This is a genomic window from Pseudomonas cerasi (assembly GCF_027983475.1).
GTDB lineage: Bacteria > Pseudomonadota > Gammaproteobacteria > Pseudomonadales > Pseudomonadaceae > Aquipseudomonas > Aquipseudomonas cerasi.
This window is the reverse complement of sequence record NZ_JAQJVM010000001.1, coordinates 481,274-496,511: the sequence shown is the minus strand read 5'-3', so window position 1 is coordinate 496,511 and position 15,238 is coordinate 481,274. Positions and strand designations below refer to the sequence as shown.

The following is a 15,238-nucleotide window of genomic DNA, read 5'->3' as shown; positions in this document are numbered from 1 at the left end:
CAGGCGGGGCTTTTTCATGGGCGAGGGTTTTTACCGCTGTCTTTATTGCCGAGGCGTTTGCTGACCCAGGCAGCGTACTGCCTGCCTGCGATCATCGATCAATACGCCCGACAGACCTTTTCGTGATGTATCGAACAACACCAGTACGCCATCAACGCACTGCGCCACCTCGGCGGCGGGCGTGGCAGCGACTTTGTAATCCTCGCCGGGTACGGTTTTTAGCAGTGTGAATTCACCGAGCAGCAGCGCATCTTCTGGCTTTGCGAAGTGCAGGTAACCGTAAAACCACAGGCAGCCCACCGTGCCGATGACTGCACCGACAGCGCTGAGGATCATGCCATTGAGGTTACGGTCGCCACTCATGGCGCTGGCGGTGTGGCGGGGGTCGGGTAGTTGGGCACTTCCGCAAGGCGGCGCAGGCCGTTGAAATGCGTCGGATCGTCCAGATAGCGCAGCATCACCTGACGCCAGAGAGGGTCTGCGAATGTCTGTACGTGCTCGCCCCGGGTCAATTGCAATACGCGCGGTGGCGGCGCGGCCTTGTACAGCTCGATGCCGTTGGCGAGTGGCACCAGTGTGTCGTCCATGCTGTGAAAGATCAGCATCGGTGTGCCGGCCAATCGTGGCAGGCCGTTGACGGCACTGTCTGCCTCCGGGATCAGCCAGGACAAGGGCGTTTTCAATGGCCAGGTCAGCCACGATTTACTCAGCGAGTTTCGCGCGACGCTGCGGTAGCTGGCCGGCACGCTGTCCAGCACCAATGCCTTGAGCCGCGAGCGCTCCTGCGGGTGTTCGGACAGATAATGCACCGCCAGTGCTCCACCGATACTTTGTCCCAGAACCACAAGGGGTTTGCCTTGCACTTGCGGTGCAGTGTTCAACCAGTCGAAAGCGGCTTGAACATCCTGATAGACCGCCGGCAGGCTCGGCTCGCCCTGCGACTCGCCATAGCCGCGGTAATCCAGCATCAGCACTTGATAACCCTGCTCGGGCAACCACCAGACGCCACCAAGGTGCCAGGACAGGTTGCCACCGTTGCCATGCAGATGCAGCACCGTACCCTTCACCGGCACGCCTTCCCTGGCGGGCAGCCACCAGCCATGCAGGCGTGTACCGTCGGCCGCAGTGAGGTTCACGTCCTGATACTGCAGGCGCGCCTTGTCAGGCGTGAACGGAACACCTGGTTCGGGGTAGAACAACATCGAACTGCAACCGGTGAGCGCAAGGATCAGGGTGAAGATGCCGAGCAGTTTCAAATGAGGTTTCCTTGTTGTTTTCATCGCCACATCACCGCCGTGCTGGCGCAGAGCAATGGCACGATAGTTACAAGATTATCGTTCCTCACGCTCCAGCGTGGGAATGCCGTTCTGGACGCTCTGCGTCCGATCCTGACTGTGCAGCGCGGCGCAGATTTGTGACGCCGAGCGTCACCCACTGCGTGCCAACGCGGAGCATTGGCACGATAGTCAGTTCGGCCTACAAAATATTCGAGTAGTCCGCTTCGATGCGGTCCAGGCTCAGGTGGTTGAGGAAGTTGGAGAAGCACATCCAGGCCGACAGGGCGTTCATGTCCCGGAACTGCTCGGGCAGGTACTTGGGTGCAACCACCAGCCCTTCGTCCACCAGTTGGCGCAGGGTACGCATGTCTTCCAGCGTGGTCTTGCCGCAGAACAGCAGCGGCACCTGTTCAAGCTTGCCCTTGCGCACGGCGAGCTGAATGTAGTTGTAGACCATGATGAAGCCTTTCAGATAGGACAGGTCCTTGGTGAACGGCAAGCCGTTGGGCACCGAGCCGCGGAAGACGCGACTGGCATTGCCGTAGCTCTCCGACATGCCAAAACCCTGCTCGCGATAGAACTCAAACACCTGCAGAAAATCAGCGCCCTGCTCGGCCATGTGAATGGCGCGCGTGCGGTTGGTCAGCTTGCGCAGGCGGCTGGGATAGGATGCAAAGGCGATGACTTCCATGAGAATCGCCAGGCCTTCCTGCGTCACCGTCGATGACGGCGGCCCCTTTGACAGGAACGTACAGATCGGCTGGTTTTGCCCGTTCAGCGTGGTACCCACGTGCACCAGCCCTTCGTGCACTTCCAGCGCACGGACGTCGCGCTCGTTGAACATGGCGTCGGTGCGGATCTTGATGTAGTCGGCACCGGCAGCCGCATCAGCGACGATCCCATCGGATTCGAAAACCCGGATGGTCTCCTCGGCCTCACCGAACACGCGGTTCAAACGCGATTGCAGCAGCGAAACGGCGTCCTTGGCGGTGAGCGTTTTCGGCTCGTCCTTCAGGTCGCCGCGTCCGGCAATGTTGTTCAGGTAATCCGAAAGCATCAAGCCAAGATCGGCCAGCGTCGGGTCACCCGCATGAAAGGCGTCGGATGCCGCGCCGTACAGTTCCTGAGAAATCAGGCCGAAGTCGGACGTACCGCGGGCCTCGAGCATACGCACCACCATGCGGTACTCACGGCACATGCGGCGCATGATCTGACCGACCGGATTGAACTGCCCCAGTTGACGCGTGACGTCGCGCTCGATGTTCTGAAACTCCTGCTTCAAGGCGGAAGAGTCGAAACCCAGCGGACGGTTTTCGTAGTAGGCGCGGTCCACGGCAGGAAGCGCCTTGCCCTTGGCGGCCAGAAACTCCTTGCGGACGTTCTCATCCCATTTAACTGCATCCAGAATGCGAATCGGCGTCTGTGCAACGACGATCCGATCCGATAAAGCACGAATAGTCTGTTGATACTCGTCCACCGGTACTCCTTGGCTGGCTGTCACGCTACTGCATGGCGGCGCCGAACAACACGCCACCTCTGGAAAATATCGAAACCGGCAGGATCGTCAAGCCATCTGAACAGCCGATCCCAGGCACTCGCGCAGCAGTATAGTCACCCTCGAAGCGGCTGCGGGGTCCCCAGGACCAGACGCATCTGCCGCGTCAGGATACAGAGCATTTCTTCGTCCGCCTGACGCTGTGGCCCATGCAGCAGACCTTGATACTCAATGCGGCGAATAAGCCCCGTCAACACCTGAGCATCCTGATAGGGCTGCAGGGAACCGATCACCTGAAAGAACTGACAACTGCCTTGCAGAAGAATTTCCTGATGGGCCATGACCAGCGGCGTCAGGCGCGGGTTGATCAATGCTTCGTGGTAGAACGCCTGCTCGGCGATCAGATAGTCACGCCGGGTCAGCAATTGATGGCGAATATGCTCCGTCACCATACGCGCAATGTCGTCCGCCAGACGAAACCGGTCAGTCGGGCTCCCGGAACTGCGGCTCATCATCTCGCGCAGAATGCCTTCAGTGTTTTGCCACAGCCGCGCCAGATAGTCGGCACTGCGCTGTACATACTGGGCGAAGGCATCGGTCAGCAGATCATCGATGTCCTTGAAGTAATAGGTGGTTGCCGACAGCGGTACGCTGGCTTCGGCGGCCACTGCACGATGGCGTACGGCGCGTACGCCGTCACGCACCACGATACGCATGGCGGCATCGAGAATGACCTGCCTGCGTTGCTCACTGCCCTCACGCGCAGCCTTGCGCCCCTGATACTTGACACTTTTGGCCACCGCGCTCGCTACTCCGGCGGCCCCTTCTCTGGCAATCGTCACGACAGCTTCCTTATAAGTCGCTCTGAAATGAGTCGATCTGAAAAAACACTTAAAAAAAAGCCGCCCAATGAAGGCGGCTGTTTTTCCACTGATTACGCTTGCGGGCGCATGTGCGGGAAGAGGATCACATCACGGATCGATGGCGAGTCGGTGAGCAGCATCACCAACCGGTCGATACCGATCCCCTCGCCTGCCGTCGGCGGCATGCCGTACTCCAGCGCGCGGACGAAGTCGGCGTCGTAGTGCATGGCTTCGTCGTCACCGGCATCCTTGTCGGCCACCTGAGCCTGGAAGCGTTCAGCCTGATCTTCGGCGTCGTTGAGCTCGGAGTAGGCATTGGCGATTTCGCGACCGCCGATGAACAACTCGAAACGGTCGGTAACATTCGGGTTTTCGTCATTGCGGCGCGCCAGTGGCGACACTTCGAACGGGTACTGGGTAATGAAGTGAGGCTGTTCCAGCTTGTGCTCGACCAGCTCTTCGAAAATCATCACCTGCAATTTACCCAGACCTTCGAAGCCCAGCACCTTGGCACCGGCCTTTTTCGCGATGGCGCGGGCCTTGTCGATGTCCTGCAGGTCGGCAGCGGTCAGCTCGGGGTTGTACTTGAGGATCGAGTCGAACACCGACAGGCGCACGAACGGTTCGCCGAAGTGGAACACCTTGTCGCCGTAAGGCACGTCGGTGGTACCCAGAACCAGTTGCGCCAGTTCGCGGAACAGTTCCTCGGTGAGGTCCATGTTGTCTTCGTAATCGGCGTAGGCCTGGTAGAACTCGAGCATGGTGAACTCGGGGTTGTGCCGGGTCGAAACACCTTCGTTACGGAAGTTGCGATTGATCTCGAAGACCTTCTCGAAACCACCGACCACCAATCGCTTGAGGTACAGCTCCGGGGCGATACGCAGGAACATTTCCATGTCCAGCGCATTGTGATGGGTTTCGAACGGCTTGGCCGCCGCGCCACCGGGAATGGTCTGCAGCATCGGCGTTTCGACTTCGAGGAAGTCGCGCTTCATCAGGAAGCTGCGGATGTGAGCGATAACCTGCGAGCGCACGCGAAAGGTCTCGCGCACGTCTTCGTTGACGATCAGGTCGACGTAACGCTGACGGTAGCGCTGTTCGGTATCGGTCAGGCCATGGTGCTTGTCGGGCAGCGGACGCAAAGATTTGGTCAGCAGACGAACGCTGGTCATCTCGACGTACAGATCGCCCTTGCCGGAGCGTGCCAGAGTACCTTCGGCAGCGATGATGTCGCCCAGGTCCCAGGTTTTCACCTCGGCCAGGGTTTCTTCAGGCAGGGTCTTGCGGTTGACGTAGACCTGGATGCGCCCGGTCATGTCCTGGATCACCATGAACGAGCCACGGTTGAGCATGATGCGACCGGCAACCTTGACCGGAATCGCTGCCTCTGCCAGTTCTTCCTTGGTCTTGTCGACGTACTGTTTCTGCAGGTCATTGCAGTAGCTGTCGCGGCGGAAGTCGTTGGGGAAGGCCTGACCCTTGGCACGGCCTGCTGCAAGCTTTTCCTTGCGCAAGGCGATCAGGGTGTTTTCTTCCTGTTGCAGGGCTTGCGGGTCGAGTTGTTGGTCGCTCATGTCTTTAAAGATTCCATCACAGGTTCGCCCTCGCCTTGCGACGAGGGACTTGAGGTGTCGGCTGACGGTTTACAGCCCTTGCTTGAGGCTCGCGATCAGGTATTCGTCGATATCGCCATCAAGCACCTTGTCGCAGTCGCTGCGTTCGATGTTGGTCCGCAGGTCCTTGATACGCGAGGCGTCCAGTACGTAGGAGCGAATCTGATGACCCCAGCCGATATCGGACTTGGTGTCTTCGAGTGCCTGGGACGCTGCATTGCGCTTCTGCACTTCCTGCTCATACAAACGGGCCCGCAGCATTTTCATGGCGGTGTCCTTGTTCGCATGCTGGGAACGCTCGTTCTGGCAGCTGACCACGGTATTGGTCGGAACGTGGGTGATCCGCACCGCCGAGTCAGTGGTGTTTACGTGCTGACCACCGGCCCCGGAAGAACGGTAGGTGTCGATGCGCAGATCCGCCGGATTGATGTCGATTTCGATGTTGTCATCGATTTCCGGCGAAACGAATACGGCCGAGAACGAGGTGTGGCGACGGTTGCCGGAGTCGAACGGGCTCTTGCGCACCAGACGGTGAACGCCGATCTCGGTACGCAACCAGCCGAAGGCGTATTCGCCCTTGATGTGCACGGTAGCGCCCTTGATACCGGCGACTTCACCGGCAGACAGTTCCATGATGGTAGCGTCGAAACCGCGCTTGTCAGCCCAGCGCAGGTACATGCGCAGCAGGATGTTCGCCCAGTCCTGCGCTTCGGTGCCACCGGAGCCGGCCTGGATGTCCAGATAAGCGTTGTTGGGGTCCATGTCGCCGCTGAACATGCGGCGGAACTCGAGCTTTTCCAGCGATTCGCGCAGGCGCTCGACTTCGGCGGCGACGTCATCGACGGCAGCCTGGTCTTCTTCTTCGGCAGACATCAGCAACAGGTCTTTGGCATCGACCAGACCCGAGGACATTTCGTCCAGGGTTTCTACGATCTGCGCCAGCAGGGAGCGCTCGCGCCCCAGTTCCTGGGCGTAGGCCGGGTTGTTCCAGACGTTTGGATCTTCGAGCTCGCGGTTGACTTCGGTCAGACGATCATGTTTGTGATCGTAGTCAAAGATACCCCCGAATGGTTTCGGAGCGCTCGGACAAATCCTTGATGCTGTTTAGGATCGGGTTGATTTCCATGGTAGGCAGCACTCGCAGGCGAAATTTTCAAAGCCGGAGAGTATACCCCAGGCAAGGCCACGAAAGCAGCCCGTCGAGCGGGCGTTGTGAGGCCTATTTACCGGTCGCTGCCGGCGTCAGCCTGCCGCGACCTGATTGCGCCCGTTATTCTTGGCCTGATAAAGCCCCTTGTCGGCATCCAGAATCAGCTGACGGCTGTGCATTCCGAGCTGCGGCGTCACGGTTGCCACGCCGATACTCACCGTCAGGCTGGAGCCAGGCGCTGGCGCCATATGCGGGATATTCATGCCGGAGACACTCTGGCGCAGCTTTTCAGCCAGCAGACGCGCCCCTCCCGGCGAGGTGTTGGGCAGGACCATGGCGAACTCCTCGCCGCCGTAGCGAGCCGGCAAGTCCGACGGGCGACTGCAACTGTTGCGGATTGCCTTGGCGACCTGACGCAGGGCCTCGTCACCCTCAAGATGCCCGAAGTTGTCGTTGTAGGGTTTGAAGTAGTCCACATCGATCATCAGCAACGACAACTGGGTCTGCTCGCGAACTGCACGGCGCCACTCCAGTTCCAGATACTCGTCGAAATGGCGGCGGTTCGACAGCCCCGTGAGGCCATCGGAATTCATCAGGCGCTGCAGAACCAGATTGGTATCGAGCAGTTGTTGCTGGCTGACGCGCAGGGCCCGATAGGCCTCGTCGCGCTGCAACAGGGTCATGTACGAGCGCGAGTGATAGCGAATGCGCGCCACCAGCTCGATGTTGTCCGGCAGCTTGACCAGATAGTCGTTGGCCCCGGCCGTGAACGCCGCGCTCTTGATCAGCGGGTCTTCCTTGGTGGACAGCACGATGATCGGGATATCGCGGGTCAGCGGGTTGCTGCGGTACTCGCGAACCAGCGTCAGCCCGTCCAGGCCCGGCATCACCAGGTCCTGCAGAATCACCGTCGGCTTGATCTGCACGGCCTGTGCAATCGCCTGATGCGGGTCGGCACAAAAATGAAAGTCGATGGACTCATGGCCGGCCAGGCCGCGTCGTACGGCTTCACCAATCATGGCCTGATCATCCACCAAAAGCACCATTGCGCTGTTTTCATCCGGCGTCTTGAGCTCATCCGTTTGCAGGTCATTCATGATCTTTCTCCTGATCGCCGACTGCCACTGAGTTCAGCAGAGCAGTCATTGAGTAAATACCTCGATCAAGCGAGGTGCTATGGCGGGCAATGGGCAGATTTCCACGGCAGCATCAATGGCTGCGGCAGCCTTGGGCATGCCATAAACAGCAGAACTGGCCTGATCCTGAGCGATGGTCAGAAACCCCCGCTCACGCATGGCCTTGAGTCCCTGTGCACCGTCGCGCCCCATCCCGGTCAGCAGAACGCCGACCGCCTCGCCACTCCAATATCGGGTAACGCTCTCGAAAAACACATCAATCGAGGGCCTGTAAACTTCATTCACCGGCTCCGCTGTGTACGCCAGCGTGCCGTCCTTGAGCAAACGGATATGATGATTGGTGCCTGCCAGCAACACCACACCCGGCTGTGGCGTTTCGCCTTCCCTTGCCAGACGTACCGGCAGGCCGGAGGCCGAGCTCAACCACTCGGCCATACCGGCGGCGAAGACCTGGTCGACGTGCTGTACAAGGACAATCGCTGCCGGGAAACTCACCGGAAGCGCCTTGAGCAGAATCTCCAGCGCTGCAGGCCCGCCTGCCGAGGAACCGATCGCCACGAGCCGGTCACGTTTCGACGGCGCGGAAACCGGCGCAACCGCGACCCGTTCAACGCCGACACGCTGGCCGATCAGCCAGTCGATATTGAGGATCTTGCGCAGCAGGGGCGCCGCCGCCTCTTTTGGATTGGGGCCACCAATGGCCGGCGTGTCCACCACATCCAGCGCGCCGTGCCCCATCGCTTCGAACACGCGGCGCATGTTCTGCTCGCGGTCGACGGTCACGATAACGATAGCGCAGGGTGTTTCGGCCATGATCCGGCGGGTGGCTTCGACGCCATCCATCACCGGCATGATCAGATCCATCAGGATCAGGTCCGGGGTCTGCTCGACGCAACGCTGCACGGCGTCGGCACCATTGGACGCCACCCAGATGATCTGATGCGCGGGCTCGAAAGCCAGTGCACGGCGCAGGGCTTCGATGGCCATGGGCATATCGTTGACGATGGCAATCTTCATCCTTGCGCGTCTCCTATCAATTCGACGACAGCGTCGAGCAAGGCATCATCGTGGAAACTGGCCTTGGCCAGGTAATAATCGGCGCCAGCGTCCAGGCCGCGACGCCGGTCCTCTTCACGGTCCTTGTAGGACACGACCATGACCGGCAGGGACTGCAAGCGGGTATCGCGGCGCAACAGGGTCACCAGCTCGATACCGTCCATACGCGGCATGTCGATGTCGGTAATCAGCAGGTCGAAGTCCTCGGCGCGCAGCGCGTTCCAGCCGTCCATTCCGTCCACGGCCACCGACACCTGGTAGCCGCGACTGAGCAGCAGCTTGCGCTCCAGCTCGCGCACGGTCAAAGAATCATCGACGACCAGCACGCGTTTGCGTGACACTTGGTCTGCCTGACGAGTGCGTCGGTCGATGCGCTCCAGGCGGCCGGTATTCAGAAGTTTTTCCACCGAGCGCAACATGTCTTCGACATCGATGATCAGCACCACCGAACCGTCGTCGAGCAAGGCCCCCGCCGACACGTCCTGAACCTTGCCCAGGCGCGCATCGAGCGGCATCACCACCAGCGTGCGCTCACCGATGAAGCGTTCAACGGCCACGCCATAAACAGCATCACGCTCACGAATCACCACAACCTTGAGGGTTTCTCCGGCCTTCTGCGCAGCCGGTCGATTCAACAGCTGACTGGCCGAAACCAGACCGACATGGCGCTCTTCATCCCAGAAATGCTGACGCCCTTCCAGTTGCAGAATGTCGTCAGGCTGCAGGTCGCGCATGCGCTCGATATGAGCCAGCGGGAAGGCATACGCTTCACCGCCCACTTCCACGACCAGGCTGCGTACCACTGAAAGCGTCAGCGGCATTTCTATCCTGAAGCGACTGCCCTCGCCCGCCCATTGCTGCAGCTCGACGCTGCCGTGCATCTGGCGAACCATATGCTGCACGGCATCGAGGCCGACACCACGGCCGGAGATCTGCGTGACCTTGTCGCGCATGCTGAAGCCCGGCAGGAACAGAAAACTCAGCAGTTCCTCCTCGCTCAGCTGCGCAGCGGTCTCGGCCGGCGAAAGCTTGCGGTCGATAATGTTCTGGCGCAGACGTTCAAGGTCCACGCCGCCACCGTCATCGCTCAACTCAACGACCAGCAAGCCAGCCTGATGCGACGCCTGCAGACGAATCAGACCTTCAGGGTCCTTGCCGGACGCCACGCGCTTTTCGGGCGACTCGATGCCGTGGTCCACGGCGTTGCGCAGCAGGTGAGTCAAGGGTGCATCGAGCTTTTCCAGCACATCGCGATCGACCTGGGTCTTCTCGCCTTCGATCTGCAAGCGGACCTGTTTACCCAGCTCACGCCCCAGATCCCGGACCATGCGCGCCTGACCATTCAGTACGTCGGCGAAGGGTCGCATGCGGCACGCGAGTGCCGTGTCGTATAACAGTTGCGCACGTTGTGCCGACTGCCAGCCGAATTCATCCAGCTCGGCAGTCTGCCGGGCCAACACCTGCTGCGCCTGGGACAGGAGGTTGCGCGCGTCCTCCAGGGCTTTTTGCACATCGGCCGAAGGACCTTCTTCACCAAAGCTGGCCCCCAATACCTCCAGCGCACGGTCGCTGCTGCTTTGCAGGCGCTTGAGACGCTGCATACCAGCCAGCAAAGGCTTGAGGCGCTGAGTCTCGACCAGCGATTTGCTGGACATGTCCAGCAGCCCGTTGAGGCGCTCGGCGGTGACTCGTAACACGCGTTCGCCGCCCTCGGCCACACGGCGTTCACGCAAGGGCGTGAACGGTGCCTCTGGTTCCGAAGCCGGCATGGCGGCTGGACTGGCAGGCGACGCGGCGGCCGACGGCGCTGCGACAGACTCAGGCGCTGGCGCAACCGACCCGCTTGACGTCTCAAGCTGCAGCATCGCGCTGGCCAGCAAGGCCTCCGAGGCTGGATCCGGCAGTGGTGTACTGACCGTACGCGCCGTGCCAGCGCCGGAAGCCAGCAACGTATTGAGCCTTTCGACATAACTGTCGATATCAGGCTGACCAATACCGTCGCTGCCGGGCGTGGCGATACGCATCAACAGGTCGGTCCCCGACAGCAGCGCGTCGATATGCTCGGCCTGAAGCAGCAGGCGCCCTTCCTGAGCGCTGACCAGACAGTCTTCCATCACATGCGCGACACTCACGCCGAAATCGACGCCGACAATCCGCGCTGCGCCCTTGAGCGAGTGAGCAGCACGCATGCAGGCTTCCAGCTGATCCGCCTGGGTCGGGTTACGTTCGAGTGCCAGCAGGCCCGCACTCAATACCTGGGTCTGCGCGTCGGCTTCCAGCGTGAACAGTTCGAACAGCGAGGCGTCACGCATTTGATCTGGCGTCATGTGAGGCTCCGATACACCGCCGACAACAACTCTTCTTCGTCCAGCCAGCGCAGGCTGCGGCCCTTCCATTGCAGCACGCCACGGGTGAAACGGGCATTGGCATGCGTGCCGGATGCCGAAGCAGCTTCCAGCTCACGCTCGTCGATGGCGTGAATACCGTCCACCTCGTCGACCGGCACCACGACCGGGCCGCCTTCGACGCTGACGATCAACATGCGCGGTACCACCCGCGTCGACGGGGTACTCACCGCGGTGCTGTCCAGCCCGAGCAGCTCGACCAGCGAGATGCACGCTACCAGAGCGCCGCGTACATTGGCGACACCCAGCAATGCACGCGAACGCTGGTGTGGCAGTGAATGGATGGTCTGACTGGGAGCGACTTCCGAGAAGCAGCGCGACGCCAGCCCCAGCCACTCTTCACCAAGCCGGAATACCAGAATCGAGCGCGTCTCGATGTCGCGCAGCAACACCGAACCCTGAAACTGCTCAGGCGACTCCTGGACCAGCGAGTAGCGGTCCAGCAGACGGGTGGCGGCAGCCGAATAAACCGCGCAATTGCGGCAGTGGATATGCTCTGCAAGCAACGGGCAGGAGCGATCGCCGTGAATGCCGATGCGGTTCCAGCAATCATCGATATCCAGGGCCTGATCATGGGTCAGACTGGAAAAACCGGACACGCCCGCCATCATTGGTTTCCTTGTTTATTCGTGCCACGTGCTGCGCGGTCCTGCAAGCGCCGGGCGCCAGCAGTGTCACCTTGGGCAGCCAGCAATGCTGCCAGTTGGGCCAGCGATTCGGAGTGCTGCGGTTGCAGATACAGCGCCTTGCGATAGAAGCCCTGCGCCTGTGGCACCTGGCCTTCCACTTCGCTGAGCAGACCCAGCCAGTAAAACACCTGCGCGACCGGCTCATGCTGCTGCAGGTAACGCTCGCACGCAGCCCGAGCCTCAGCACTTTTACCTTCGTTGGCCAGCCCCGCGATCCTGTCGAGCAAGGCCGAAACATCGCTGTTGCCTGCCGCAGCGACGGGTTTCGCGACGGGCGCAAAAGCTGCGGATGTTCGCGGCGCAGGTCGTGGCGCGACCGCTCTGGCAGGTGCCTCGACCACCGGACGCGATGCCATCGGTGCAGCGACAGGCACCGGCACCACCGCATCGACGGGCGCGTGCCGGAAGGCGAAGGACTGGGCGATACCCGTCGAGCGCATGCCGATACCCGCCAGCAGATTGCCCTCCGCCGGACCGATAAACAGCAGGCCGTCTTCACGGGTCAGTTGTTTGAGGACCTTGAATACATGTTGCTGGGTCTGCCGATCAAAATAGATCACCAGGTTGCGGCAGAAGACGATGTCATAGGCCACTTGTGAAGCGAGTTTCGGGTCGAGCAGGTTACCCGGCTGAAAACTCACAGAGTCGCGAACACTGTCAGCGATTTCAAAGCCGTCAGCGACAGGACTGAAATAGCGCTCGCGATAACTGATGTCGCTGCCACGAAACGAGTTTTTGCCGTAGACACCGTGCTCGGCCTTGGCAATCGAAACAGGGCTGATATCGATGGCATCGACCTTGAATTGCCGGGCGTCGACACCGGCGTCGAATAACGCCATGGCAATGGAATACGGCTCCTCACCGGTCGAGCACGGCAGGCTGAGAATGCGCAAGGGGCGCGCACCGGCAATACCGGCGATACGCTCGCGGGCCAGCATACCCAGGGTGACAAATGATTCGGGATAACGAAAGAACCAGGTCTCGGGAACGATCACCGCTTCGATGAGCGCCTGCTGCTCCTGCGGCGACGAGACCAGAAGATGCCAGTACGCATCACTGTCAGGGCAATTGACAGCCGTCGCACGCTGACGCAAGGCGCGCTCGATGATCGCTTCGCCGACGGACGTCACATCCAGTCCGATACGCTCCTTGAGAAAGCTGAAGAAGCGCGAATCATCCACCTTCATCGCGCGTCCTCGAGCAGCTCAAGGTCAATCGGCGGCACCGGGTACAACAACTCGCGGACCGGCTCGCTCAACAGTTCGTGAACATGAATCCACTGCAGCAGGCCCTGCTCGTCCTCGCGGACCGGCCCCAGGTAAGGTGACAGGCGATTGTCCAGCCCGTACGCCTTGAACTGCGCAACCGGGCAGCGCAGCGTTTCGGTCGCCTGCTCCAGAATCAGCCCGAGCAACTGAGCCGGGTGCGCGTCGTCGTAGCGATAATGCACCAGCACCATGCGCGTACTGGTACGCGAGCGCGCTGGCTGACCGGAATTCAGCGCGCTGATGTCGATCACCGGGACAATCTCGCCGCGATGAGCAAAGATTCCCGCCACCCAGTGCGGTGCCTGGGCAATCGCCTTGAGTTTTACCCGCGGCAGGATTTCGGCGATCTCGGTCGCGTCCAGCGCATAGCGGTCTTCGCCGATGCAAAACAGCAGAAAAAGCTTGCTGGCGGTCAGTGGCGTGCCATTGCGCCTCGGCGATTGATCGCTCATTGATCCTTCAGACCTTGAAACGCGAAACGCCGCTGCGCAGCCCGACCGCGACCTGACTCAACTCGTCGATCGCGAAACTGGCTTGGCGCAGTGATTCGACGGTCTGGCTGCTGGCATCCGCCAGTTGTACCAGCGCCTGATTGATCTGTTCGGCGCCGGTGGCCTGGGCCTGCATACCTTCGTTGACCATCAGCACACGAGGTGCCAGCGCCTGAACCTGATGGATGATCTGCGACAGCTGCTCACCGACCTGGGTGACCTCGAACATGCCACGGCGCACCTCTTCGGAAAACTTGTCCATGCCCATCACACCCGCAGACACCGCAGACTGGATTTCCCGCACCATCTGCTCGATGTCATAAGTGGCGACGGCAGTCTGGTCGGCCAGGCGACGGACCTCGGTGGCAACCACTGCAAACCCGCGACCGTATTCACCGGCCTTCTCGGCCTCGATGGCGGCATTGAGCGACAGCAGGTTGGTCTGGTCGGCGACCTTGACGATGGTGACGACGACCTGATTGATGTTGCCGGCCTTCTCGTTGAGGATCGCCAGCTTGGCGTTGACCAGATTGGCAGCGCCCATCACCTGATGCATGGTGTCTTCCATGCGTGCCAGGCCCTGCTGGCCGGAACCGGCGAGAACCGACGCCTGATCCGCCGCCGAAGTGACTTCGGTCATGGTGCGCACCAGGTCCCGCGAGGTGGCGGCGATTTCCCGCGACGTGGCGCCGATCTCGGTGGTGGTTGCAGCGGTCTCGGTGGCGGTAGCCTGCTGCTGGCGTGACGTTGCAGCGATCTCGGTGACCGAGGTAGTGACCTGTACCGAGGAGCGCTGCGCCTGGGCAACCAGCGCGGTGAGCTCGGTGACCATGTCGTTGAAGCCGGTCTCGACCGCATTGAACTCGTCCTTGCGCGACAGGTTCAATCGAGTGCTCAGGTCGCCGGTACGCATGACGTCCAGGATCCGAACGATCAATTGCATCGGTGCCGTGATCGAACGCATCAACAGCAGACCGCAGGCCGCAGCCGCCAGCACGGCGACCAGCAGCGACAGGATCATGCTGATCTTGGCAGCCAGCACGGCGTTGACAATGTTGGCGGTGGCCTGATCAGCCAGCTGTTTATTGGCCACAATGAGATCATTGAGCTGCTTGCGTCCCGTGAGCCAGACCGGGTTCACTTCGCCATAGAATTCGGCGCGCGCGCCTGCGTAGTCGCCGCTATCGTACTTGGCGTGAACATCGGCGAGCATGCGCGAATAGGCTTCGCGGCGCTTTTCGAAGAGCGCGAAGCTGTCTCTGTCTGCATCATCGAAGATGGACTTTTTGTAGCCGTCCATCTGTGCCTGCAGGTTTTCGTCAAAGCCCTGAAACTGGTCCTTTTCCTGCTTGGTCAACGGCCGCGCCTGCCCTTCGGCAATCAGCTCCAGCGTGCGGATGTAACTCTCGCCCCAGGCACTGCGCACCAGGGTGCTGTAATACACGCCGGGCAACGCATCCAGACGCACATCTTCCTCGCTGGACTCGATGGACAACAACCGTGAATAAGATACAACGACCATCAACAGCATGATTGCGATGATGACGGCGAAACTCGCCAGAATCCGTTGGCGCAAGGTCCAGTTCTTCACAGTCAGCCCTCAAGAGTTCAACGACGGCGTCGGGCCGTGTTCAAGAAGTGGACCGACGGACGGTCCAAACGGCGTGAGTATAGCCCAGCCGTAAAACGTTACATGGGTAATACAGAACGAAGTCACGGCCGCTATCGATCACCGCTCCTTCACCCATCCAATGTCTTGTCGGCCATCGCCACCACTACTTGAGCGATGGTCTTC

Annotated in this window: 13 protein-coding genes; all 13 read right to left on the bottom strand. The window is 60.7% G+C overall.

Going from position 1 to position 15,238, the window contains the following annotated elements; translation table 11 throughout:
- Positions 1-42 precede the first annotated feature (42 nt).
- Positions 43-363: a PA3694 family proteiin gene (locus tag PI739_RS02250; RefSeq protein WP_003364912.1), complete on the bottom strand. Its 321-nt coding sequence runs from the start codon at positions 361-363 to the stop codon at positions 43-45.
- Positions 360-1,256 carry an alpha/beta hydrolase gene (locus tag PI739_RS02245; protein WP_003364915.1) on the bottom strand — a complete coding sequence of 299 codons (897 nt, stop codon included), beginning with the start codon at positions 1,254-1,256 and terminating at the stop codon, positions 360-362. Before PI739_RS02245 ends, PI739_RS02250 begins: the two co-directional genes overlap by 4 nt.
- 220 nt (positions 1,257-1,476) lie before the next feature.
- A complete protein-coding gene (locus tag PI739_RS02240; RefSeq protein WP_003433414.1) occupies positions 1,477-2,754 on the bottom strand; it encodes a flavohemoglobin expression-modulating QEGLA motif protein in 1,278 nt (425 codons plus the stop codon).
- Between the two features lie 134 nt (positions 2,755-2,888).
- Positions 2,889-3,614, bottom strand: a complete 726-nt coding sequence (locus tag PI739_RS02235; RefSeq protein WP_003364919.1) for a TetR/AcrR family transcriptional regulator — start codon at positions 3,612-3,614, stop codon at positions 2,889-2,891.
- 92 nt (positions 3,615-3,706) lie between these two features.
- Positions 3,707-5,209 carry a lysine--tRNA ligase gene (gene lysS / locus PI739_RS02230; protein ID WP_003364921.1) on the bottom strand — a complete coding sequence of 501 codons (1,503 nt, stop codon included), beginning with the start codon at positions 5,207-5,209 and terminating at the stop codon, positions 3,707-3,709.
- 69 nt (positions 5,210-5,278) lie between these two features.
- Positions 5,279-6,374, bottom strand: a protein-coding gene (gene prfB, locus PI739_RS02225; protein ID WP_096105039.1) for a peptide chain release factor 2 whose coding sequence is annotated in 2 segments (ribosomal slippage) — positions 5,279-6,301 and positions 6,303-6,374 — 1,095 coding nt in all. Because the reading frame shifts where the segments join, the coding sequence is not laid out codon by codon here.
- A gap of 116 nt (positions 6,375-6,490) precedes the next feature.
- Positions 6,491-7,495, bottom strand: a complete 1,005-nt coding sequence (locus tag PI739_RS02220; protein ID WP_003364923.1) for a response regulator — start codon at positions 7,493-7,495, stop codon at positions 6,491-6,493.
- Positions 7,496-7,540: 45 nt separating this feature from the next.
- Entirely contained in the window at positions 7,541-8,551 is a 1,011-nt protein-coding gene (cheB, locus tag PI739_RS02215) for a chemotaxis response regulator protein-glutamate methylesterase (RefSeq protein ID WP_003433416.1), read from the bottom strand.
- Positions 8,548-10,917, bottom strand: coding sequence for a hybrid sensor histidine kinase/response regulator (locus PI739_RS02210; protein ID WP_054080748.1), 2,370 nt, complete (start codon positions 10,915-10,917; stop codon positions 8,548-8,550). Before PI739_RS02210 ends, cheB begins: the two co-directional genes overlap by 4 nt.
- Positions 10,914-11,603 carry a chemotaxis protein CheW gene (locus PI739_RS02205; RefSeq protein WP_003433418.1) on the bottom strand — a complete coding sequence of 230 codons (690 nt, stop codon included), beginning with the start codon at positions 11,601-11,603 and terminating at the stop codon, positions 10,914-10,916. Before PI739_RS02205 ends, PI739_RS02210 begins: the two co-directional genes overlap by 4 nt.
- A complete protein-coding gene (locus PI739_RS02200) occupies positions 11,603-12,871 on the bottom strand; it encodes a CheR family methyltransferase (RefSeq protein ID WP_096108151.1) in 1,269 nt (422 codons plus the stop codon). The genes PI739_RS02205 and PI739_RS02200 overlap by 1 nt, the downstream gene beginning before the upstream one ends.
- A complete protein-coding gene (locus PI739_RS02195; RefSeq protein WP_003364934.1) occupies positions 12,868-13,404 on the bottom strand; it encodes a chemotaxis protein CheW in 537 nt (178 codons plus the stop codon). The genes PI739_RS02200 and PI739_RS02195 overlap by 4 nt, the downstream gene beginning before the upstream one ends.
- Positions 13,405-13,411: 7 nt before the next feature.
- Positions 13,412-15,034, bottom strand: a complete 1,623-nt coding sequence (locus tag PI739_RS02190; protein ID WP_044309239.1) for a methyl-accepting chemotaxis protein — start codon at positions 15,032-15,034, stop codon at positions 13,412-13,414.
- Between the last annotated feature and the right edge of the window lie 204 nt (positions 15,035-15,238).